Source organism: Vibrio sp. Of7-15, assembly GCF_022347565.1.
GTDB lineage: Bacteria > Pseudomonadota > Gammaproteobacteria > Enterobacterales > Vibrionaceae > NORP241.
This window is the reverse complement of the sequence record NZ_JAKRGH010000001.1, coordinates 188,124-212,099: the sequence shown is the minus strand read 5'-3', so window position 1 is coordinate 212,099 and position 23,976 is coordinate 188,124. Positions and strand designations below refer to the sequence as shown.

Here is a 23,976-nt window from a genome sequence, read left to right as displayed (position 1 = left end):
GAAATAAAATACTCACCTCAATAACGAAAGGTAGCTAAATGGTTTTATTCAAAAAGCCTCTTACTTTGGCGATTTTCTTACTCGTAACTTGTGTCTTTTTGGTGTCTTGCAAAGGGGAAACTACCGTCACGCCTGCGCTTACCAACCAAGAGCCTAGTATTCAGATAGGTTCCGATCAGTCTGTTAATGAAAATGCAACCGCCACTCTTTCTGCCTCTGCTACCGATCAAGACGGCACCATTGAGCGTTACCAATGGGCACAGACCACAGGCATTAGTGTGGTATTAAATAATGCCAACACCCAAACACCAGAATTTACCGCTCCCAGTGTTAATACCGATGAAACACTGACCTTTCAGCTAACAGTGACTGACAATGAAGGGGCCACATCCAGCGATACATTAAAGGTCACCGTCTTAAATCAACTGACTGTCGGTGGCACCGTAAGTGGATTAACGGGCACACTCACCCTACAAAATAATGGTGCTGCCACTCAATCGCTACAAATTACCACCAATGGTAATTATCAGTTTTCCCAGTTCTTCAATAATGGTGATATTTACAACATTACGGTAAGTCAGCAGCCTCAAGATCAAATGTGCTCTGTCAGCAATGCAAACGGCCAAATCAACAATATTAACGTTACCAATGTCGCCATTTTATGTACTGGTAATACACCGACCGTGACGCTTTCAGGCAGCTACCAAACTACCCCATTATTGCAATTAGACAACGACATTAATGACCCAAGTGCCGCGCCTAACGGTAACAACAACACGTTAGATACCCCTCAGGCCATACAAAACTTGGTGTTAATTCAAGGTTTTGCTACCGCCGTTGCCACAGGCCGACAAGTTGAGCGCGATCGCTTTGCCTACAACCCAGATCCGAACGATGTGTACCAAGTGATCTTGCAGCAAAATCAGTCCATCCGCTTACAAGTGGTCGATTTTGCAGGCGCTGATGTATTTAAAGGCGATTTAGATTTATATCTTTATGACAATAACCGACGTTTAGTTGGGTCTTCACTCAGTGTCACAGAATTTGAAAACATTACTGTGCCTAGTGATGGCCAATATTACATTGTGGTGCATGCCTATTCTGGTACTTCGAAATATACACTGTCGCTGAATGCCGTCAGCCAACAAAATCACTCTTCTCAATCGGTAGAGTTTCAAACTGAGCAAGCCATTATTCAGCTAAAACCCACGGCTAATATCAGCCGCTTTACCTCAAGTAACAAAGATCTAACGGCTGATTTGAATACAAATGCAGCAAGAAGCACACTGGCGACTTTTTCTGTTTCTGCTGTCCCTGTCAGCCAAGCAAAAAACAACACCTCTGGAACACCGAATGAAACCCTCAGTTTTGATCAAGTGTTAGCCGCAGCCAACCCAACCAGTTTTAAAAAGGTCAAAACACTGCAACACATCAAACAGCTAAACCAACAACCCGATGTGCTTTTTGCAGAGCCAAACTACCTTTATCAACCACTGCTTGTGCCTAACGACTCTTATTATGCACGCCAATGGCACTACCCTGCGATTAACCTTCCTCAAGCTTGGGACATTACCACAGGCAGCCGCACTGGCAGTGATGTGATCGTCGCGGTGATTGATACTGGCGTGTTCCTCACCCACTCTGATTTGGCTGGGCAGCTTGTCAGCGGTTACGACTTTATCTCCAGTAGCTCAAACGCTGGGGATGGTAATGGTATTGATAACAACCCTGATGATCCCGGCGACAGCACCCAATTAAACAACAGCAGTTGGCACGGCACACATGTTGCTGGCACCGTCGCCGCCAAAACCAACAATAATAATGGGGTTGCGGGAGTCTCTTGGCACGCTAAGATCATGCCTATCCGTGTGTTAGGGCTCAATGGAGGCACAAGCTACGACATTATTCAGGCAGTGCGCTTTGCTTCAGGGTTAAGCAACGACAGCAACACAGTTCCCACCCAAAAAGCCGATATTATTAACCTTAGCCTTGGTTGTGCGAACTGCTTTAGCCAAGCGGAACAGCAAGCCTATACCGATGCCAGAGCTCAAGGTGTTATTGTTGTAGCAGCGGCAGGTAATAACAACAGTAGCCAACTTTTCTACCCTGCTTCTTTTGATAGTGTAGTTTCCGTCAGCGCTACCGATTTTTCGAACAACAAAGCTTATTACTCCAACTTTGGTAGCCGAGTAGACGTCGCCGCACCCGGTGGAGACATGCGTGTGGACAGCAATGGCGACGGTTCTGCCGATGGCGTATTAAGCACACTTGTGGACGATTCTACAGGTATTCGTGAGTCGTCAATCAGTTTTTACCAAGGCACCTCCATGGCGTCACCGCATGTTGCAGGTGTGTTTGCCTTAATGCGCGCCCTGTACCCTGCTCTTTCCCCAGATGATGTGGATAATCTATTGGCTGCCGGAGCCATTACAACCGATCTAGGTACAGCTGGGCGAGACAATACCTATGGCTACGGATTAATTGACGCGTTAAAAGCCACTCAGCAAGCACAACAGCTCGCAAACGGAGGCTCAACCCCAGATCTGCCTCCTGTTATTGTGGCAACCCCGACCCAACTCAGCATGGGGCTAAATAGTGAAAGTACCCTAACAATAACCAATGAAGGCAAAACCACCACTTCTATCACCAGCATCAACACCGAAGCCAGCTGGTTGAATGTGAGTGCCACCAACGTAGACGCAAACGGGCTAGGCGAATACCGAGTCCAAATAAATCGTGCGGGATTAAGTGATGCCGCCTATCAAAGCAACATCATTTTTAATCTAGCAACAGGAAGCAGCGTCAGTGTTCATGTTTCGATGCAGGTAGCACAGCTGGATACAACCGGAAGAACCGCCAGCATTTATGTAATGCTACTCGACAGCAATAACAATGTGATTTCAAAAATCTCGCCTACCGATCAGGGCAATGGCCAATTTAGCTACCGTTTTAGCAATATTGTGGCTGGCAGTTACCGTATTATTGGCAGCTCCGATATTGATAACGACCAACAATTCTGCCAATACGCGGAAGCATGTGGCGGCTACCCGACGTTAAATGCCCTAAGCCCTATTGAAGTCACCAACCAAGATATTGCAGATTTAGACTTTATTATTGGTATTCAATCTAACTTTGGCCAATAACACAAAAAAGAGGCCGTTCACCGTGCCTCTTCTTTACACAGCTCCTGAGGCCATGACATCATAACGAGAAGGAAAACAGCCCATAATTACAACCATATAAATATAAAAATCATGAATAAAACGACTGTATTTTGCCAAATATCCGACAGCCATTTTTCAAAAGGCTCAACGTCAGAAATACGCCTTAAGAACGTCATTGACGATATAAATAAAAAAGACGTGCACCATGTTATTTTTAGTGGTGATTTAGTGTTAGAGCCCACAACACAAAATTATGCGGAGTTGTATCACTTTCTTGATACCCATTTAAATAACGATATTAACGTTTATTCCATTCCCGGTAACCATGATGATGTGGAGCTACTAAAGCAAACTGCTCCTCATTCACGTTTCTCATCCCCAGAATATATCGATATTACAGAGCACACCCGAATCCATCTGATTGACTCAAGTAAACGATTTGAAGGCACGGTATTAGGTTCAGGCTATGTTCCGCAGTCTGCACTAAGTCAGTTACGAAAACGCATCAAGCATACTCACAAGCTCAATTCTGTTTTTGCCATTCACCACCCTCCCGTTACTTTTGGAGCCGATTGGTTTCAAAAAATCTGCTTAACCAATGGCGATAACTTTATTAAAACCGTGCAGACTAACAAACAAAACAGCCATATTATTTTTGGCCACTCACATGTTTATTTTCAGATTAAGAAAGACGACATTGAGTATATTTCTTGCCCGAGTTCGTGGGTCGGCTTTAACCACCAAAACCACACTAAAACAGAAAAAACGGATGACTTTGGTTATCTTGTGTATTTCGAAAATGAGCACAATGAAATAGAACACGAAGTGATTATGTTGTAGAGGATAGAAGACTCATGATAATTCCGTATGAGCCTTATTCAAAGAGCATACGGAATTATTTACAGGGTCCAGAGAAGGGATAGAGAAAGAACGCTTCCCTATCCCATCTTAATTACCAAACAATTTAATGTGTAAACTTAGGTAAGTCGCTCTTATTTAAACCAGTACCGTCGGCAAATTCTTCGCTGTGGTTCACATTGGATACATTCCACTCACTAATATCTTGCTTGAAAGATGCAGCTTCAGAAAACATCCCCCACATTTGACTCACCTTCGACGTATCCCACTTACTTATGTCTTGGTTGAATGCTGTGGCCCCCTGAAACATATAACTCATGTCTTGCACCTCCGAGGTGTCCCATTTACTAATATTTTGGTTAAATACTTTAGCAAACGAAAACATAAACGCCATGCTCTTCACCTTCGATGTATCCCACTCGCTAATATCTTGGTTAAATACTTTGGCCTCTTCGAACATTACGGCCATGTTCGTGACATTAGATGTATCCCACTTGCTTATATCTTGATTAAATGCAAAAGCACTTAAAAACATCTCTTGCATGCTCGTCACCTTCGATGTGTTCCATTTGCTGATATCTTGGTTGAATGACCTCGCATCAGTAAACATTGAAGCCATATTCGTAACATTAGATGTATCCCACTTACTGATGTCCCGATTAAATGCAAAGGCACCGAAAAACATATCTTTCATGTTCGTCACCTGAGATATATCCCACTTGCTAATATCTTGGTTAAAGAATCGGGCACAAAAAAACATTTTCTCCATGTTCGTCACCTGAGATACATCCCACGCACTCAAATTTCCATTGAAAGACAATGCTTTATGAAACATAGAAGTCATATCCGTTACTTTGGAAGTATCCCAATGACTCAGGTCTTGGTTAAACACTTCCGTTAAGGCAAACATTGCTTTCATGCTCGTGACATTTGATGTATTCCAATGTCCAATATCTTGATTGAAAGACAAGGCCTTATTGAACATAGAAATCATATTCGTCACTTTGGATGTGTCCCAATGACTAAGATCTTGATTAAACGCCTCTGTTAAAGCAAACATTGCTCTCATGTTCGTGACACTAGACGTATCCCAATGTCCGATATCTTGGTTGAATTTAGAAGTACCGTAAAACATTAGCTCCATATTCGTTACCTTTGAGGTATCCCAGTCACCAATGTTCTCATTGAAAGAATAGCGTTCAAAAAATAGCTTATTCATATCGTCAACATGAGAAGTACAAAAGCGTAACTCGCCTTTCCCAAAGGCACTATACTGTCCGTTATCGCGGATTGTGTCGTTATCCACGACCAAATAAAGCTTGTTATTAACTGTAAAGGTATCGCCGACTTCTCTGTCATCACAAGTTGTCGTTACAGAGGCATTCGTTGATACGTCATTTTGAGCAGCAAAGGCGTTGAAACTCACAGCCAATGTTAAGTATAACGGAGTAAGGTAATAGTTAATGTTCATCGTCGTATTAATATTTAATGGGTTCAAAGAAATGATAAGAAAAGCCAATCCGGAAAAGATGAATTATAAATCACCAAAATCTTCATCACTGAATATATGGCTAGATTTATCTTGCTCACTCTGCCTTAAACAAGATTCCGAATAGCTCATCTCTTCTTCCTCTGAGTCTTTACAAAAGATATCGCTTCCAATTGAAATGACAGAGCTTGGAATGAGTACGTTTTTTAAATTATTCTCAAAAAATGCTCTATTTCCAATCGAAGTGACCGAATGTGGAATGGTTATATTAGTGAGCATGTTAGTTGAAAATGCACCATCATCGATTAACGTGACCGCATCGGGAAGCGTCACATTTGTGAGCGTATTTCGGTAAAACGCGTAATAACCAACAACGTCAACAGAGTTAGGAATAACCACATTTATTAATGCATTATCTGCAAAGGCTTTTCTTCCAATTACAGTAACATGACAAGGCATAACGACATTCGTTAACCCATGATCATAAAATGCATAATCACCAATAGTAGTGACTGGCGTTGTACCCAAAACATCAGGAATAATTATATTTTTATAATCTGCAAAGTAGCGTGTAATTTCACCTGTATTATGATCAAAAGCCACATCATCTAATGTGATTGTATAAGGGTTACCTTCACTAATCTCAAGATACGTTCTCAATTCAACTCTTACCTTCTCAGCCAAAGCAACAAACCATTCCTCCCTTTCAGTTTCATCAAGTATAAATTTTTCAGAAGCCTCGCTCACAGCATCAATAATAGAGTCATGATTATCCGATTCTTTTAACACATTCATTTGAACTCTTGCTAAAGAATCAAGATAAGTATGCCTCATTGCCTTATCCGATCTGATTACCTCTTCCCACTCATTCTTGATTCCATGATCTGAGTACTCTTTACCGAGAAGTCTAATAATATCGGTACATAAGCCATGTTGGTGTATGAGTGCATCAATATGATCAAATTGCCCAGCTTCTGAAACTCTTCGGCTCTCTTCTAATGCTTCACAATAGAGATTTAGATACTTTGAGTCTTGAATACATAAAGCATAAGCGGCAGTTTCTGCTAACAGGGTTTCATCGCACTGCCAAATCACACTATCGTTAGCTTTGCACCATTGAATCAAGTTTTGAGTAAAGGTAACTAACTTGGACTCTAATATCGGATGCCCGTAAAACATCCGAAAAACATCTTCAAGATCATCTTCGTTCGGCGTAAGTACATTTACGCTATAAGTAGGGCCAGAACAACAATCCAAATCCACATCGTATTTTTCTATATTCTCATCAATTTTTTGAGAATACTGAATCAAAGCATCAGCGATAAAATTCAAATTATCTAAAGAGTCGAGGTTCTGGACACTAATATCGCAACAAACATCTTGCCAGTCATCATTATTTATATTTATTGTTGGTTGATTCATTACTACTCCCTAGCTGATTAACTTAATGGCATCAATTTAATAAGCCATATACTAACATCAATACATTAGATTTGTTCCAACCACTTACTCCCCCCCTCTCATCCTTTATTTTCTTCTTGCATTCAAATAATAAGTGCAACACTCATGGGTATCGCTAGGCTGTAACTCAAACAGAGTGAAATACACAAAAATAAATACCCAATACAAACTTAATAATTCAAGATCTGAATAATATAGTTAAAACCCATAACAAAAAAGAATTTAAAACCAATTAAATAGAAAAATACAAACACTAAAACCATAAAAATGATATTTTGCAGTTACTTTAACCACAAAACCCACACAAAATAAGATGAATATCACAAAACAATCACAACTCAATATACATAAAGCAACTTTATGCATATTGTTCTTTCCGCAAGGAGCTTGTTATGCACATGGATGTATTTACTCGTTAATAATGTATTTAAATAAATAGAGAATTATCATGAAAAATAAAACAGCACTGATTTCTATCGCTTTTGTCGCTAGCACACTTATGTCAACGTCTTCTTTCGCTGAAAGCAAAGTGTGTGTCACTCTTCCTTTTGGGGTTGGTTATGCGGCATCGTTTGATGTTGAAACTGTGGACGGGCACTTTAAAACTCAGAACACCGACAGATTTAACGTAGGTGAAACTAAATGTATTGATGTAAGCCCACTTGAAAGTGGTACTCAATACAAAGTTACTATTCACCCATTCTGGGGCACGAGCAGAGACTGTGATCCAGTAATAACAAAAGAAGATGGTGACAGTCACATTACGTTTAAAGCAACAGGAACCACATTAAATCCGCACTGCTCTATGTATGGCATGTAATACGCGTATCTCATTTTAGAATTCGATATCTTTAATATATGTTAGCTGCGATCTTTTAATTTTTTATCCACCTTTTAGAAAAGTCGCTACTTTTATTAGTGTTAGAGATACCTCTTAAATTAATAGCTTCTATTTAGATAATTTCTTATATAAGAGGTTAACAGCGAGTTAAAATTAATAAGCTTAATACTACCTGAGATAACTCTATGGGGTTATCTCAGGTTTTCTAAATACTCATTTAGCCCTGCTCCTATTATATAACTACGGATGTACCAAATAGGCTTTCGTATCTAGGGTTTACCTGTGACTATTTTGGTATCATCTCAAACGTTATTTTCAGTCAGAACAATGAAAAAACCTTCCCTTTAGCCCACTACATAAAGAATTGTTGAAATCGTACTGTGCAAAAAACACCCACCTGATAGCCTTAGAAGCAAACCAGTACTAATAACACAAAATCTTTTGAAAAGAGCCTCCCTTCCCTCAACACTTTATTTGTTCCTCCAAACTTTTCTCTATAACGATGATTCAAATAATTGAAAGGCACAAACTAGCCGTTATTAATGCAATAATGCAGGTCGAACAGAGTAAATAACCAACAAACCACCCAGTAACAGTTCACCACAATGCCTTTTGGACATTCAATTCCTATATACTGTAAAACATTGGGAGGAGGCTTTGATAATGCACCTTGACTCAAGCCATTAACCAGAAATAATTAACAAGATAAAACCAACCTTGGTTATTCAAATTTTAAAAGGAAATACCATACATGCCTATGCTCCAACGCATTAGTATAGCCATACTGTTAGGCTTAATTATCACTGGGTGTACGTCGCTCCCTGAAGAAATTCAGCATCCGGTTGAACCTGTCGTCAGCCAATCAACCAGTACACTGCTCGAATTAAGCAACACTTATTGGATACAACAGCCTCAACAAGAAAAAAGTGCGGTTCTGTTGCAAGATACGGGCTGGGACGCACTCGCTCAGCGATTGGCACTGATCGAAACCGCTGAACACAGTATCGATATCCAATATTACATCTGGAACTCCGATGCTTCAGGGCATTACCTAGCAAGCCGTTTACTCGCAGCAGCAGACCGCGGGGTTCAAGTCCGGGTCATGCTGGATGATATCAACCTTAACGAACGCGAGGATCTGCTCACCACCCTTGATTCTCATCCACACATTGAGATCCGCATATTCAACCCTATTCCAACTCGTCGTGGGGTCGCGAAATGGCTGAATGTTCTGGGCGATTTTTCCCGTTTGAATCGCCGGATGCACAATAAATCATTTACTGTCGACGGTGCTCTTTCTATTGTCGGAGGGCGTAATATTGGCGATGAATACTTTGACCTTTCTGATGAAATAAACTTTCGTGACCGTGACGTACTGGTCATGGGCTCTGTGGTTGCCGATATCCAAGCAAGTTACAGAGAATACTGGGATAGTCGCTGGTCTTACCCTGTAAACCTATTGGGTGGAGAGGTTTCACCCGAGCAGCCCATGTTAAATGAGATCACAGCTCCCCAATACAAGCATTACCCCGCCTTACCGGAAGGCACTGCGGTAGCCAAACGTTTCTTAAAAGAATTAATGGATAAAATGACTTGGGTTCAAGCAAGCTATATATCTGATCAACCCGTACCAGACGACGCTAGCAATACCAATGAACCTAAACGAACAGCCGTCTTTTTATCTGATCTGGCTCGCCAATCAGAGCAAGAAATTCTATTAGAATCAGCTTATTTGATCTTTGACGACGCCCACTTAGAAGGGCTACAGGAATTAACAGACGATGGCGTTCAGGTAAAAGCCCTGACCAACTCCATGGTCTCGAATGATCTGCTCACCAATCACTCTGGTTATGCGGGTCGACGCGATGACATGCTTGAACACGGCATGAAACTATTTGAGATGAAACCTGACACAAGCCTTTGTGAAATGTCGACCAGAGATGAGTCTAAATGTGCACCAACAACACCTTACGGTCTGCATACAAAATCTGCTGTCTTCGACAGAAAAATTGCGGCCATCGGCTCATTTAACTTCAATTTACGTTCAACTTACCTTAATACCGAGTCACTTCTCGTACTCGAAGATCAAAACGTCGCTGAAAGCCTCGCAAACGCTATGGATCAGTCAATGAACGACGAGAATAGCTGGCGACTGAGCCTCAACGAAGGCGAAGTGCACTGGCATTCTGGTGAAAAAAGTTGGGATAAAGAACCAGAAACAGGCCGCTGGGAGCGAATTAAATCGCACTTTTTACAATTGCTGCCAATAGAGAAATATTTATAACGTAAAAATATTATTCGCTCTGTATGATGTGATCGCTTAACCGTCTTCTACGTCATACAGAGCTATGCTACCAAGAAAGCCAAACTACCTTAGTTTCATACCTTTCACCCTATTGTTTAATACCTTCCGGTTCTGCACCACTTTGTCATCGAAGATAATCTCGAACTTTACCAACAAAGATAACAATTTCAGTAATTTTTATATGTAAAATATGCTGCTCTAAGACTAGTCCTCTTAACCATGACACAACAACCAAAAAAAACAATAACGAAAAAGGGATCCCCATGTTAGATATTCAAGTTCATCATATGTATGAGAGATATAAAAAAAATTACGCCATAAAAAGTGAGTTCCTTGTCGAAGACATAGAAGGTCATTTAAGTTTTGTACAAAAAATGTGGACTGACGAAATAATCGAAAATGCCATTTTCTCTCGAAGTATTGGGTATAGAAGTAGCTGGAATATCTCTAACCTACTGGAATGGCCACAGGCTCATAGCCAGTTTCTATTAGCTTACAGCTCACAATTAGGCTACCAAGGCTTTCATATTGTCAGCAGCCGAACTAACAAAACCGTGGTTACTCTCGGCAATTTAGAGCTTGAATTTGTACCGAAAGGCTTATCCGCAGGGCTATGGGACTGGTTAAATGCCATCAGTTCTTGTGCTCTGTTACGCAGACATTCAGCAGTCGAAGAGTTATGCCAAGTAAATCCTGAAGCCATGAATCGTACTTACGACACTCCTTATCGAGAAATGCAAGATGCCTATTACCAAGTTTTCCGCCTGTATTACTTGAATGAACAAAACCCTGAAAACAGAGAAAACGCATTAGCACGCGTACGTGACATGCTTGAGCCCGGGCTCATTAACCAGCGCTGTGGCGGTGTACCTGAAGAGCGTATTCATACCTTAGCAACGCCTCTTTATCACCTTGTCGAAGCAATTTGGCGTGATGATCATACAGCCATAGAGGCCGCCATCATCAAGGCAATGGAAGCAAACTATCATTATTTTGCTTATGTGTACCCATCTCCAGGAGATAAAACTGGCCCAGAGTCGCACGGACTAGGTGATCCTGATGCCATTATTCACGATAAAATCATGGCCATTGTGGCGGTGTACCTCGACAGAACAGGCCGAAAATTAAGCTTTGAAACCCGTTATATGCCTAGCTGGGTGCTTAATAATGAAGGGCCAAGTTATGAGGAAATCATGGCAAACCCACCAGAATTTGACCTCGATAGGCTATTGGAAAATAAACTGAATTCTTAAACCCTTCTGTCACCGTATTAAGCCATAGCCAATTGGAAAGATTGGCTATAAACCTCACTATCTTGTTTAGTAAACAGCTGGCTATGATGCAACATCAAAATAGACTGTATAATTCGAATGCCAACTCCTAACTGGCCTTTGGGCGCGCTCTTATCCACTTTATTTACGATCTCAACGTGCAGAAACTTCCCCTTTTTCCTGACCGTCATCGAAATATTGTGATCGCATGGGGAATGACGAATCGCATTTTCAAATAAGTTAGCAAATAAACGCAATAACAACTGCTTATCTCCTATGATTCGTTCCTCTTGCTGAATATCGGTATGGAAAAGTACTTTCTTTCTCTTGGCATCAATGGCTAAACTTTCTTCAGTTTCAGCAATGATCGGTGCAAGTTCTACTGGCTCAAAATGCGGCTCAGGAGAAGGACGGTGTGCCCTTGCCAACGACAGCTGTTGTTTCAGCTGCTCTGCTAACTTATTCGCATTACGGTGCGCTGTATCAATCAAAGGATCATGGCTTTTTTGCTGCATTTGCCAGGTTTCTAAATAACCCAAAATACTGGACAACGGCGTTTTCAAATCATGACTTAGCTGCATTAATAATTCTCGGCGATGATGCTCTTCATGCTGTAATTGCAGAAACTGCTGCTGGATTCTCTGGGACATTAAATAAAAATGCTTAGCAATGGGCTTTAATTCAGGCACTTGTTTTACAAAATCAGGCCGCAAGCGAAAATCTTCTTTCGATTGAGAATGGAGCTGCAAAGTAACGCTCTCTATGGGGTTAAGTAACGTCCGCTTAACCAGCAGGTACACCAAAAAACTAAAGCTCACAATCAACCCAAATGATAATGCCAACATAGCGAGCAAAGGCACATAACTGGATTGACTGGCTAGCACCCCTCGTTGTTCGCTACCAATCACCACGTATAAATAACCAATTACCGAATCAAACTGAGTAATCGGCGCGGCAGAAAATACCTTCTTCAAATGCGGGTTACGAGGATCGGTTCCTAAAATAGGCAACTCTTCTTGCGTTAAAAACTGTTGAATAGGGTTAAGATCCACTTTCCCCATAACCGCTCTGCCATCAGGAGCGGCGTGGCTTCGAATATTACCTTGCTGATCCAGAAAATAGATTTCAAAATCAGGGCCTAATAACATCAGGGTATGAAAAATAGATTTAAGGGCAGAAGGGTTATAATCGGTTCCTTGCATCAGTGGGCTGTCGTCGCGCATATGAGCCGCCAAATCTCTGTGCAGCATTTGTTGTGTTCTCTGCTCTGTTTTTTGTTGCTGTTCGCTATACAACATGCAAACCAGCAGTGCCGACAAAGAAAACCATAAACACGTGATGATGAGCAATCGCAGTTTAAAGTTCATATCAAAGTTCCTCGCCGCTAGGCCTCAAACTTATAGCCAACGCCCCAAACAGTATGAATATATTGATGCACAGAGCCCGAGGGCTGCACCGATTCTAGCTTTGTTCTAAGCCGATTGATGGTGCTGCACACGGTATGGTGATAACCAGAAAATTGGGTATCCCACACTTGCTCTAACAAATCGTCTTTACTGTAAACTCGCCCCGGTTTTTGAGCTAAAAAGTGTAATAAAGTAAATTCCGTTGCGGTTAACTTAACTGGTGAACCATTGACTTCAGTTTGATGAGATTGAGGCCGTATTACCAGCCCTTTAAATTCAAGGTTCGGGGTAAGCTCTTGGGGCTGAATTTCTTTTGTATTAGTATGAGTCCGGCGGCGCAATATAGCCCTGACTCGCGCTTGAAATTCCAGCACACTAAAAGGTTTTGTTAAATAGTCATCCGCTCCGGCTTCTAACCCTTCTACTTTGTCTTTTTCACTGTCTCTTGCGGTTAACATTAAAATTGGTAGCCAGTTTTCATTTTGGCGAAGTTCATGACAAAGATGCATACCATCACCATCGTCTAGCCCTCGGTCTAAGATCATCAAATCATAATGCTGGGAGGAGAGCTGCTGCTTACCCTCTTGGATCTTGTCCACGCGCTCGATTTGGTGCCCTTGCAGGGTTAAGTGCATGCTGATCAAATCTGCTAAATCATTGTCGTCTTCCACAATCAAAATATTGGATTGCACCACTGGGTTCGATACCGATCTTTCCAACATGGATCTCTCACCTTATTTAGACCACTTAATCACCAGACCGGACATTGAGCACTTTCTTTCACCGTAATTTATAAAACTGTTTGTATGTTGATATAAGTGTTAAAAATATCGACAAACAATTAATAACAGCGACAACGCCTTTTTGTGGCTACATCGCATGCACAAAGTGTTGCTCACATTAAGCCTCATCGCTGTTTTTGGTGCTGTCGCAGGATCCCATGGTTTTACTTTCTAAGGGTACTCAGGCACAACTCATTATTGAGTTCTGGTGATCGTTAACTTAGCGCCTGGATTTAAAAAACGGTGATTCGCTTTTAACACCGAGGTTGCTAACCCGTCATCTTGGCTTACTACCCCTGCGTGAAACGAGATTTTATCACTATCGTCTCTGGTGCTATTAAACCCTTCCCCGCCACCAGCAGGGCCCGGAACCGTTGCTGCGGTTTCTGCATTCGCCTCGGTGCCTGAATCCCACACGGTCATGTTCATGGTAACGCTTTCACCAACACCTAACTGGCTCACTTTCACTTTAGTTTCACCAACAAACGCATCATTGGTGTTCACTAGCATGCTTGCGACAGAGACTCGTGAAGCCCAAAATCGATTCATCGTTAACGTCACAGTGTCACTGGAACCGGGCAGAATAACACCACCTCCCGATGCACTGTAACTCACATTTCGAGAACTGTTTCTAATAGCTAACACGGCTGAGTTATCACCACCTTCGGCCAACATTTCTAATGCTTGTGTTGCAGCCGAGCCAAGAGTAAACAACTGGTAGTGACTGTTATGCCCTAAGACCGCTAACGGGGAAAGCGGCTGATTCGCCGTTAAATTCGTAACGCTGATGGTGTAAGTCCGCTCATAGCTTGAATCATCGTCATCGTATGGGCAACCCACTAGCATCAGTGCACTGGCTGCAATAGTAAGTAATCGAAGTTTCATCGCAACCTCCTTATTTCACTGTTACGGTAACAATCGCCACAGGGTTCAACCAACGGTAAGCGGTATTACTAAGATCGCTCAACCCGCCCGTTGCGTTGCTATCGCCAATATTGCCCGGATGAATATGCACTTTATTATTTGAAACCGCCGTTTCAACGCCAGTACCACCACTACCAAACGTAATAAAAGGCGGGTTTGGCATGCTGCCTGCCAACTCATCATTGGCTTCCGTTCCCGCATCATAACTGTTTAACGTAAACGTATAGGTTCCTGCGGCAGATGGAATTTCCCAGCTATCTAACCCAACAAAACCATCATTGGTGGGCAATAACATCGCCGTAATCGACAAACGATCTAAAGAGCCCGTATTCATTGAAGCGGTGGCTGAAATGCCCGGGTTTAAAATACCGCTAGCAGGATCAGACACGACCATACCACCAGCATTCGTGACCATGGAGGATAAACCAGAAATGTCTCCCCCTTCTGCCATGGCTTCTAGTTCTGTGGTCGCAGATTCACCAGTGCGAAATAAGTGTGAAGAGGAGCTGTGAGCGGCAATTAATATCGGGGTAAAAAATATTCCTTTTGTGGCGTTGGTAATGGAAATATCAATATCAGCAGCATGTGTGTTCATTGCCGTTAATAGAGTCAGAAATGCGAGAGTCTTTTTCATTTTTTTGCCCGTCATGTTATTGGTTACATCAACAGCATGGCGGACAAAAATGGCAATTCTCTCGCTAATTTCTCATAAAATTCTCACAAGTTTTTTATTTCAATTCTTGGTGAACGCATGACGATTTCATCGTTTAACTCAATGCCAATCCCCGGCTCTTCCGACACTTCAAACCAGCCATTTTTAGGTTGCGGATCTTGTAAACACAGCTCTCGGTTCCACGATTTAATGGCATAGGTATGGTGTTCATGGATCAAGAAATTAGGAATCGCGGTTTCTAAATGCAGTGATGCAGCCGTCGCCACAGGCCCACCACATACATGGGCCTGAATACGCACATCAAAAATATCGGCGTAATCGCACACTTTCTTTGTTTCCGTAAAGCCACCACATAGCCCAATGTCCGGTTGCAGCACATCCACACTTTGATCTTCAAGATAAGGGCGCACTCCCCAGCGGTTATATAAGCGCTCTCCTCCGGCAATAGGCACCGCCACTTTATCGGCCACTTTGGCGTGTAAAGAATGATTTAAATAGTTCACAGGCTCTTCGTAATACATACAGCCCACTTCTTCAGCAATTTCCCCAAGCTGAATGGCGGTGGTCGCTCCCGGTAAACTGTGGCACTCAAAAATAATGTCCACTTCATCACCAACCGCTTCACGTATGGCCAGCATGCGGGCACGATACAGCTTCATTTCAGCCTTAGAGATGATCTTGGTTCGTTCATAATAGGTATTACCATTTTTGTCGTACATAATAGGGTCGACTTTTACGGCATCATAACCTTGCTCGATGGCCTTTACTGCCGCCTCTGCGTACTCTTCTGGTTGAGACAGCGCTTTAAATTCCTTATCCCAATCAAACTGCAACTGAGAAGCATAGGTTCTCAGCTTGTCATTCACCTTTCCGCCTAATAGTTGATAAACAGGCACACCCAACGCTTTGCCTTTGATGTCCCACAACGCCGTATCAATCGCACTCATTGCAGCGTAAACCACAGGGCCACCACCTAACCCCCAAAAGCTTTCACGGAGCATACGTGACCACAACTGCTCGGTTTGAAACGGATCATGACCAATCAGAAAAGCCTCAGCCATTTCTTTGATCATATTTGCTGCGGCGCTGTGGCCCAAATCGTAAGCCAGCCCGGCTTCCCCTACCCCGTTAATGCCTTCATCGGTGTGAATTCGCACAAAAACAGGGTTCCATGCTGGCCGCTCTGGGCAATGAATATCAAACACCTCAACTGACGTTACTTTCATTTACACTCTCCGTTGTTATAAATAGACCAAAAATGCCAAATAAATCCATATTTAACGCCTAAGTCATTCCATAAAACTCGGATCTAATCGCTGAGCTTTACGTAACATGGCAGGCCAAGCCACTTGGCCACCCGTTGATCCGGTGTGCACCACTTTGGCTTGCTGATAAATGTTATCGAGAATAGGCTGAGGCACAGGTGATGCCTCTTGACCGGAAGATTGCAGCATTAATTGAATTTCGCACGCTCGCTGCAAATCGTACATGCGCATAAAAGCATCCCCCACCGTTGGCCCTAGCGTTAAAGCCCCGTGATTTACCAACAGCATATGATTATTTTGGCCAAGATCAGACTGAAGCCGTTGCTTCTCACCTTCGTCTACCGCGAGCCCTTCATATTCATGGTAAGAAAGTGAAGGCAGGGAAAACATAGAATATTGGCTGTAAGGCAACAGCCCCTGCTTTTGAGTCGCCACCACTGCGGTTTCTCGTGTGTGTAAGTGGATCACACAATGGGCATCTTCACGCACTTCATGAATCGCACTGTGAATGGTAAAACCGGCAGGATTAATCTTAAATGGGGTGTCATCCAAAATATTCCCCGCCAGATCAACCTTCACCAAATTTGATGCCGTGACTTCATCAAACGTCAGCCCAAACGCATTCACCAAGTAGTGATCCGAGCCGGGCAAACGCGCCGATAAATGAGTGTAAATAAGATCATCCCAACCAAAATGAGCGACAAGGCGGTAACAAGCCGCAAGATCAACTCTTAACTGCCATTCTTGTTCACTCACACTTTCTTTTAAATCAAGATGAGGTAATTCATGCATCGGCATCTCCTTATGCCAACTCTATCTACTGCGTAAAGTTAAAGTCGGTTAAACAATGGGTTACCCATAAAATCTAGACAAGGGATAACAAAATAGCGAATTGGTTTTCATACTCTATCTTGTCATTACGCAGCGCTTTTTATTGCTTCTTTATTCAATATCGCATGAGCAGAAACCATAGAGCTGGCCACTCACTCTTGTGGCAAGCAATATATATTTTGCCGAGAGTTCTATAAATAATTTTCAACACGTTAAGATTACACTCAAATTATTGGCCACAAAATGATAGCTAAGCCATTAATTCTATAGTTATTTTTATGAAAATCATTGCTGCTATATCAGATAATCCCCCCCCCTCATAAGCCAGAACAGCGCTCGGCTTCCAGTCAACAAAAATGCAACAAGTGTCACACTAACAAAATAACAGAATTGCATTCTGATTAAGGCAAAAGCAATATCTTCGTCGAATATGATAAACAGGATGCATAACATGAAAAAATCAATTTTATTTTTAAGTTTACTATTGTCAGGGAACGCATTAGCCAACAATGTGTGTTATGGCGTAATTCCAGAGGGCCCTATTGATACGTTAGAAACTCCAACAATAGAGGTGCTTGGTAACGGAAACATTTATGCGAACGGCAACATGCAGGCAGAACTGGCTGTTAACTATAAAGCTCTTGATAGTTTCTCTTTCACAGATATTACCTTCTGTGATTTAGGTACAATGCTTCCCATAGAACATACAGAAGAATGGAAAGTGGATGCAGAAGGAAATCAATATTTACATGAAATTCTGCCCGCTCAGGCTTCCACTAATAGAAGTAATACTGATGAAAACATTGTTATAAATAACGAATGGACGTGGTTTCATGAAACACGTTTTTTGAGAAAGGCTAATAATATACCAGCCTCGGCAGAAGTCTGTGTGGTTATAACAGGTAACCAAACCAATATGGAAGGCGAACAAGAAGTTATCTCTAAAACATCATGTATCGGAGACAGCACCTCAAGTGTTCACATCATAGCCCAAGAGCCAGAACCGATTGGTTTTGAATTACAACAGAAAAAGTTCACTGATAAAAATGAGCATTTAGGTAAAGTGTATGAGCTGCATACTCAAAGTGAGCACGTTCAAATTCATGATATTAAATACAGCAGTACTGCCATTGAAGCGACAGAGTCACCCTTTCGTGTCATTAGCAACTCAGCATTTAATGTTTTGAGAGATTATCAAGGAGGAAATACCTCATCTTGGGTTGGCGTATGGGCTTACGATTCAAAAAAAGTAGATAAAGTTGAGGTCATTAATGAAAAGAGCCATACAATAGGAACGCTTTCCCTGCCAACCATAACTCCTCCTTCTACGCCATCATTAATTACGTCATTCTTTTTATATCAAATTCATAACCATCACTACATGATTGAAGATGCACTTTGTAGTAAAGCCCATGATGGAAGAAACCTTTGTGTTGATTATAAAGGTAACGACATCTACAAAAAAGGCGAATCAGACAGGCTAACGAATTATATCACCATAACAGACTTTTATGGCACCACACATTCTCTTACCGCTAAATTCGGCACTGGAAACGATGATGATGATTTATTTATCTACTAAGTAAATCACAAAGGCTCAGTATATTTATTGAGCCTTTCTTATATAAATCTCATAAAATATGGTGGTCATATGGATGTTGTAAGTAACGCATTTAATTTTAACGAATTTATCAGTTCTGGGGTCGATATTCGTACCGGATCATTTTCGTTAGAATTGAGTCTTGGTACATTATTAGCTAATAACTTATCTGGTCCTAATTTTGAAAAAAAGATCGTTTACAGCCCTTTTGATAAACAAGATTACGGTTATGGTATTGGTTGGAAGTTACATATAACTAAGTTTGATAAAAGTAATTATAATTTGACCTTAAAAAATGGCCAAACCTTTCAAATTGAATATAATTCAAACCTAAAAGAATTTACGGTTCCATATAAAAAACTCAAAGACACAAAATTATATTACCTAAGTAATATTTCCAAACCGGGAGAAACATCAAAACCGGGGATAAAAATTTATTATAAAGATGGTGAAACAGAGTTTGTAGACTGGAATAAAGGCACGCTAGAGCGGCGTGTCTCTCCACATGGTCATGAAATATACTTTACCTACGTTGCTCATAGTGGTGGCTACCGCTTAATTACCGTGGCAGATAATGAAGGAAACACGCTTAATACGGATTATTGGAGCTCAAACAGTTTAACAAAGGTCAGCTTAATATCACTAAATGGAGAACAGCGAACGACCAAACTTTACAAAATGGGCTCTGAATTAGATAAAGTGACGTTACCAAACAACGAAAGTTTATTTACTAAAATCAACTACACCACATTATATAACCTTAATATAAGAGTAATTGACACTGTTACGCACTCTACCGGTCAAGTAGATTATATATGGTATAAAGAATTAGGACATAAAACACCATCTGGTTCTCCTATTAGTCACTACCCATATGTTATAAAATTTCAGAGTATTTACGATGATAACCAACCACCGAAAAGTATCGAGTATAATTATTCTACTCTTAACTTTTTAGGCTATAACAGTGGCATATCATGGCAGGCAGGGGAAGATACCTTATTTAAAGCATTGTCCGATTATACTTACTCCTGTGATGAGATCATAAATGGGAGTGTAAAGATTTCACGAAAATACAATAAATACCACCTAATAAATAAAGAAAAATTTTATTCCGATGATTATCTTTATCAGTCCATTCAGTACAACTACTTTGCTAACTTAAATTGGACTATCGACCACCAACCAGAAAACTACAGCTTAGTACGTGAACAAACTGTTACCTTCTTTAGTGAGAGTGGGAGTCGAACAGAAACCAACAGCTATGACTATGATGAGTACGGTAATTTACTGGCCAATTTCCACGAAGATGGCAGCTCCACTTTTTATGAATACTACCCTTTAGAAGGCAGCGAAAATAAGTGCCCTACCGCCGTGAATGGAATCGTAAAACACTTAAAAAGTGAACACTTTTATTTACCAAATACAAATACTGAAGCCTCACCCTACCGCTCCAAACGTATCGAGTATAAAGCCCTTCCTATGTTAAATAATGAAGGGGAATTCATCGTTCCTATCAAACAATTCAACCACAATAACGACGTATCAATGTCTTACTTCGAGGAAGTAAGTGATCGTAACCTGTTTGGTCGTATTGCGAGCAAGTCTACCACCATTAATGGTTTCACAAGCCAGATCAACCATCAGTACACTTTTGAAACTTCGCTTCTTTCCATTATCAGTACATTACATACTCATGACGGACTCACCACATTAAAGAGAGAAGATTTTAGCTACCTCACAGGTAACATGGTGTATTCACATGATGAACAAGGAATTGAAGTAAACGTAGAACATGATGACTTAGACAGAGTCACTACTGAACGCTGGTCTCATCATGGGGTGACTAAATTATCTAGAGACTATGGCTACAGCATCGGAAGTGAAAAAAACCAACTTGAAATAAGCGATTCAACAGGAAGAAGAAAAGTATTCAAATTTAATAATGCTAACAACCTGATCAGTGTGCACCAACAAGATAACGACTTCAATGTCTTCAAAGTTAACGAATTTGAATACGATGCTTATGATCAAGTTATACGCCAATCCAGCTTAGATATCGTCCATTCAAAAACACTGCCTATGCACGAATACCGTGAGTATGACCACTGGGGGGAAGTATATAAAATCATACATCCAGATAATACCAAAGAGTTTATGATAAATGATGTAGTCGCCATGAAATCCACTCACTATATCGAAGGGTTAACCTCCACGGTAAAACAGTACAATATTGTAGGTAAAGAGCTTTCTACCATAAGATATGACTCTGATAACATAGAAGTATCCAAAGCCACTAACGAATACAATAGCGCTCATCAATTAGTGAAAACTGTCGATGAAAATGGCTTGGAAACTGTTTTTTCTTATGATAATTCTGACCGGTTAACAGAAAAATATTTTTATGATAATGAAGAAAAAATAACAATTCGTATTGATTATGCATCATTTAGTAATGAATTATTAGCAACAAAAATAATGGTGAATAACTCATCGATGGGACAACGAAACTATGATGGGTTAGGAAGAATAGTTTCCGAGTCAAAATTTAACAATACATCTCTCGACTTTGAATACACAGGCTCTTCCGCGAAAGCAACAAAAGTCCGCACTGAATCGGATAATATTATTGAAATTAGCTATGATCCATTCTGGGGTGAAAAGTCAGAAGTCATTATCGATGGAGACGAAAATAGTAAACTCAGTTATCAATACGATGCTCAAGGCCGCTTAATTAAAGAAAGCAACTCGAATTCAGATATTTCATATCAGTATAATAATTTAGATCAACTGATTGCTGAAACCGTTGATATCTCAGGCTCGAATACGCCTCTTTCGGCAAGCTACTCTTATAGCCCAATGGGGGTGCTTTTAGAGCAAACAGACTTTATTGGCATGTCTAAATCTGTCACTTATGACTCATTAGGCCGTATTGAACGAGCTGAATTTATTACTAAAAATGGATCATCCCAAAATTCTATTAATATTTCTTATGATGTATACAGCAGGCCAATTGAATATATCTATAGCAATTCAAATGATACCTTTTCAAATAAAGTGTATTACAACTCTTTAGGTATAGAGAGCAGACAAACGACACATAAAAACGGCGCTAATTCAGCCGATGTTGATCTCTCACAGCACTATTTGAACAACTTAAAAATTAAAGAAAGAACAATAACCATTCCAGGGAAAAGAGACACCTCCGAAAATATGGAATATGACCAAGTAGGGAGATTGACCCAATACCGGACTGTTGGGGAGTTAACCCCTCGTGATCATATTGACCAAATCAGTTATCAAAATTTCCACTTTGATATTTACGATAACATTGATTCAAAAGAAACCAACTACAAATCCATTAACGAAAACGTTGTTGTCGATTATCAATACAATGACCAGAATAAAACGCAGCTATCCCAAATCTCTCAGACTGGCGAAAACCACATAATAAGCCATGACATTTCAGGGAACTTACTCAATGATGAGTTTGGTAATCAATATGAATACGATGCTTTTAATCGACTAATATCGATCCATGATAGCTTTGGTAATGTCATTAATCAGTATCAATATGACGCTCGTGGTTTTTTAATTTCGCAACGCCCTTTTAATCACCCGCCTATTTATCTTTATTACCAACATAATTCAATAGCAAACGAATACTCACCAGATCACAGTACGAGCTATATCGGCGTGGATAACAAACTCATAGGAAGAGTGATTGATGAGCAACATAACCAATACATGGCAACAGACACTAACGGCAGTGTTTTGTCTACTTGGACTCGTTCACAAAATCAAATAACGCAATCGCTAAACACCTACACACCTTTTGGTTCAAGCCATAAACAGGAGTTCTCTTCATGAGTAACGGACTATCTAGAAGACAGTTTTTTAAATACAGTGCAATCATGACAGGCATGGCCATTTCTATGCCCAAAACTCTGTTGGCTAAATCCACTTCCACCGTTGACCCAACAGTGATTTTTGACAACCCCATCGGCTTTAACGGCCAACCGAAAGACTTTGCCGTAGACATGTATCACCTTGGCAATGGCTACCGTGCGTACAACCCAGCATTAGGTAGTTTCCATCAATTTGATGGTGAAATGGCCCCATTTGGCGACGCAGGCATCAATGGTTATGCTTTCGGTGCCAACGATCCCATCAATAATATCGATCCCAGTGGCAGGCTGGATGTAAGTGGGATTGTCGGTGGTATTTTGGGCGTGTTATTTTCTATCGCGGTGGCCGCAGCGACGATTATGAGTGGAGGCTTAGCTACGGTACCGACTCTAGCTCTTAGTTTAACTACACTCACTGCGGGGATTGTTTCTGGCTCCACTGGCATCGCCGCGGCAGTGATAGATGATACATCTCATCCCGCTTATAATGCTCTTTCTACTACCTCCACTCTTTCTGGCCTCGTTATCGATGTTGCCTCCGTCGCATTGGGCGGAATCGGAGTCGTAAAGCATGGCGCTAAAGTAGCAGGAAAATCCGCTAGCCTTGTGAAAAAAACATCAAAAGCTAAGTGGTTATCTAAAGCAGAGCTGGCACTTGAAAGTACTGATATGGTTGGCACATCCCTCGGCGTCGCCTCCACCTTTAGTGAAAATGAAACCCTCGCTAAAGTTGGACTCGGGCTGAATGTTGGAAGCAACGTACTCAAGCTAGGGTTTTACTCCCGAATGCCCATAAGAATGGCAAAAGATAAAATAACAAAGCCTAAAAGTGAACGACCAACACTGATAAGAACTAATTCTAATTTAGGCTCTAGTAAAGGCCCTAGCCTCGGTTCCTATACCCAAGGCCAAATAGCTACAGCCAAATTAGTAAAAGAAACCATTCGAAGTGCTCGTGTCGCTCGAAATGCCTACCGAATGACGCATCACTCATCCCCTTCTCCCGCAGTTGAAATAGCGCAGACGGGCAGTTTTTCGGTTTTATCAGACACCAGAAACGAATTACGTGAAGACTTTATTGGCTCGCTTGATGCCACATACGAAAGACACCAGCACTGGAAAGGCCCAGATAAATTAGAATACGGCTTTGGATTAGGCCACTTGAACTAATCCGAACCCAAAGGTAGCATTTGGACGA

16 protein-coding genes are annotated in these 23,976 nt (G+C 41.3%); 8 read left to right on the top strand and 8 right to left on the bottom strand.

Going from position 1 to position 23,976, the window contains the following annotated elements:
• Nucleotides 1-38 precede the first annotated feature (38 nt).
• On the top strand, nt 39-3,143 hold the full coding sequence (locus MHO82_RS00840) for a S8 family peptidase (RefSeq protein ID WP_239181955.1): 3,105 nt from the start codon (nt 39-41) through the stop codon (nt 3,141-3,143).
• A gap of 111 nt (nt 3,144-3,254) precedes the next feature.
• Nucleotides 3,255-4,004, top strand: coding sequence for a metallophosphoesterase (locus MHO82_RS00835; protein ID WP_239181954.1), 750 nt, complete (start codon nt 3,255-3,257; stop codon nt 4,002-4,004).
• Nucleotides 4,005-4,128: 124 nt separating this feature from the next.
• On the opposite strand, the gene MHO82_RS00830 is transcribed toward MHO82_RS00835, so the two are convergent.
• Nucleotides 4,129-5,493 carry a BspA family leucine-rich repeat surface protein gene (locus MHO82_RS00830; RefSeq protein WP_239181953.1) on the bottom strand — a complete coding sequence of 455 codons (1,365 nt, stop codon included), beginning with the start codon at nt 5,491-5,493 and terminating at the stop codon, nt 4,129-4,131.
• A gap of 63 nt (nt 5,494-5,556) precedes the next feature.
• Nucleotides 5,557-6,933, bottom strand: a complete 1,377-nt coding sequence (locus tag MHO82_RS00825; RefSeq protein WP_239181952.1) for a leucine-rich repeat domain-containing protein — start codon at nt 6,931-6,933, stop codon at nt 5,557-5,559.
• 487 nt (nt 6,934-7,420) lie between these two features.
• On the opposite strand from MHO82_RS00825, the gene MHO82_RS00820 reads away from it, so the two are divergent.
• The 3 genes from MHO82_RS00820 to MHO82_RS00810 all read left to right on the top strand — a co-directional run bounded on the left by MHO82_RS00820 (nt 7,421) and on the right by MHO82_RS00810 (nt 11,371).
• Nucleotides 7,421-7,792, top strand: a complete 372-nt coding sequence (locus MHO82_RS00820; protein WP_239181951.1) for a hypothetical protein — start codon at nt 7,421-7,423, stop codon at nt 7,790-7,792.
• 772 nt (nt 7,793-8,564) lie between these two features.
• Nucleotides 8,565-10,097, top strand: a complete 1,533-nt coding sequence (locus MHO82_RS00815) for a phospholipase D family protein (protein ID WP_239181950.1) — start codon at nt 8,565-8,567, stop codon at nt 10,095-10,097.
• 284 nt (nt 10,098-10,381) lie between these two features.
• Nucleotides 10,382-11,371 (top strand): immunity 49 family protein, encoded by a 990-nt coding sequence (locus MHO82_RS00810; RefSeq protein ID WP_239181949.1) that lies wholly within the window; start codon nt 10,382-10,384, stop codon nt 11,369-11,371.
• Nucleotides 11,372-11,388: 17 nt separating this feature from the next.
• Here MHO82_RS00810 and MHO82_RS00805 read toward each other — a convergent pair whose 3' ends face one another.
• The 6 genes from MHO82_RS00805 to MHO82_RS00780 all read right to left on the bottom strand — a co-directional run bounded on the left by MHO82_RS00805 (nt 11,389) and on the right by MHO82_RS00780 (nt 17,231).
• On the bottom strand, nt 11,389-12,756 hold the full coding sequence (locus MHO82_RS00805; RefSeq protein WP_239181948.1) for a sensor histidine kinase: 1,368 nt from the start codon (nt 12,754-12,756) through the stop codon (nt 11,389-11,391).
• Between the two features lie 17 nt (nt 12,757-12,773).
• Complete coding sequence (locus MHO82_RS00800; protein WP_239181947.1) at nt 12,774-13,517, bottom strand: response regulator transcription factor; 744 nt, start codon at nt 13,515-13,517, stop codon at nt 12,774-12,776.
• A 255-nt stretch (nt 13,518-13,772) separates the two neighbouring features.
• Nucleotides 13,773-14,462 (bottom strand): spondin domain-containing protein, encoded by a 690-nt coding sequence (locus MHO82_RS00795; protein ID WP_239181946.1) that lies wholly within the window; start codon nt 14,460-14,462, stop codon nt 13,773-13,775.
• Nucleotides 14,463-14,472: 10 nt separating this feature from the next.
• Nucleotides 14,473-15,135, bottom strand: a complete 663-nt coding sequence (locus tag MHO82_RS00790) for a spondin domain-containing protein (protein ID WP_239181945.1) — start codon at nt 15,133-15,135, stop codon at nt 14,473-14,475.
• An 83-nt stretch (nt 15,136-15,218) separates the two neighbouring features.
• Nucleotides 15,219-16,400, bottom strand: a complete 1,182-nt coding sequence (locus MHO82_RS00785) for a mandelate racemase/muconate lactonizing enzyme family protein (protein WP_239181944.1) — start codon at nt 16,398-16,400, stop codon at nt 15,219-15,221.
• A 63-nt stretch (nt 16,401-16,463) separates the two neighbouring features.
• Nucleotides 16,464-17,231: a class II aldolase/adducin family protein gene (locus MHO82_RS00780; RefSeq protein ID WP_239181943.1), complete on the bottom strand. Its 768-nt coding sequence runs from the start codon at nt 17,229-17,231 to the stop codon at nt 16,464-16,466.
• 490 nt (nt 17,232-17,721) lie between these two features.
• Between MHO82_RS00780 and MHO82_RS00775 the strand changes: the two genes are divergently transcribed.
• The 3 genes from MHO82_RS00775 (at nt 17,722) to MHO82_RS00765 (ending at nt 23,948) form a co-directional block, all read left to right on the top strand.
• Nucleotides 17,722-18,852, top strand: coding sequence for a hypothetical protein (locus tag MHO82_RS00775; RefSeq protein WP_239181942.1), 1,131 nt, complete (start codon nt 17,722-17,724; stop codon nt 18,850-18,852).
• A gap of 69 nt (nt 18,853-18,921) precedes the next feature.
• Complete coding sequence (locus MHO82_RS00770) at nt 18,922-22,740, top strand: RHS repeat domain-containing protein (RefSeq protein WP_239181941.1); 3,819 nt, start codon at nt 18,922-18,924, stop codon at nt 22,738-22,740.
• Nucleotides 22,737-23,948, top strand: a complete 1,212-nt coding sequence (locus tag MHO82_RS00765) for an RHS repeat-associated core domain-containing protein (RefSeq protein WP_239181940.1) — start codon at nt 22,737-22,739, stop codon at nt 23,946-23,948. Before MHO82_RS00770 ends, MHO82_RS00765 begins: the two co-directional genes overlap by 4 nt.
• Nucleotides 23,949-23,976 lie beyond the last annotated feature (28 nt).

What these genes read in the sequence shown, in the direction of transcription:
- MHO82_RS00840 (WP_239181955.1), top strand. Translation starts at nt 39, where the DNA reads ATGGTTTTATTCAAAAAGCCTCTTACTTTGGCGATTTTCTTACTCGTA.
- MHO82_RS00835 (WP_239181954.1), top strand. Translation starts at nt 3,255, where the DNA reads ATGAATAAAACGACTGTATTTTGCCAAATATCCGACAGCCATTTTTCA.
- MHO82_RS00830 (WP_239181953.1), bottom strand. Translation starts at nt 5,493, where the DNA reads ATGAACATTAACTATTACCTTACTCCGTTATACTTAACATTGGCTGTG.
- MHO82_RS00825 (WP_239181952.1), bottom strand. Translation starts at nt 6,933, where the DNA reads ATGAATCAACCAACAATAAATATAAATAATGATGACTGGCAAGATGTT.
- MHO82_RS00820 (WP_239181951.1), top strand. Translation starts at nt 7,421, where the DNA reads ATGAAAAATAAAACAGCACTGATTTCTATCGCTTTTGTCGCTAGCACA.
- MHO82_RS00815 (WP_239181950.1), top strand. Translation starts at nt 8,565, where the DNA reads ATGCCTATGCTCCAACGCATTAGTATAGCCATACTGTTAGGCTTAATT.
- MHO82_RS00810 (WP_239181949.1), top strand. Translation starts at nt 10,382, where the DNA reads ATGTTAGATATTCAAGTTCATCATATGTATGAGAGATATAAAAAAAAT.
- MHO82_RS00805 (WP_239181948.1), bottom strand. Translation starts at nt 12,756, where the DNA reads ATGAACTTTAAACTGCGATTGCTCATCATCACGTGTTTATGGTTTTCT.
- MHO82_RS00800 (WP_239181947.1), bottom strand. Translation starts at nt 13,517, where the DNA reads ATGTTGGAAAGATCGGTATCGAACCCAGTGGTGCAATCCAATATTTTG.
- MHO82_RS00795 (WP_239181946.1), bottom strand. Translation starts at nt 14,462, where the DNA reads ATGAAACTTCGATTACTTACTATTGCAGCCAGTGCACTGATGCTAGTG.
- MHO82_RS00790 (WP_239181945.1), bottom strand. Translation starts at nt 15,135, where the DNA reads ATGAAAAAGACTCTCGCATTTCTGACTCTATTAACGGCAATGAACACA.
- MHO82_RS00785 (WP_239181944.1), bottom strand. Translation starts at nt 16,400, where the DNA reads ATGAAAGTAACGTCAGTTGAGGTGTTTGATATTCATTGCCCAGAGCGG.
- MHO82_RS00780 (WP_239181943.1), bottom strand. Translation starts at nt 17,231, where the DNA reads ATGCATGAATTACCTCATCTTGATTTAAAAGAAAGTGTGAGTGAACAA.
- MHO82_RS00775 (WP_239181942.1), top strand. Translation starts at nt 17,722, where the DNA reads ATGAAAAAATCAATTTTATTTTTAAGTTTACTATTGTCAGGGAACGCA.
- MHO82_RS00770 (WP_239181941.1), top strand. Translation starts at nt 18,922, where the DNA reads ATGGATGTTGTAAGTAACGCATTTAATTTTAACGAATTTATCAGTTCT.
- MHO82_RS00765 (WP_239181940.1), top strand. Translation starts at nt 22,737, where the DNA reads ATGAGTAACGGACTATCTAGAAGACAGTTTTTTAAATACAGTGCAATC.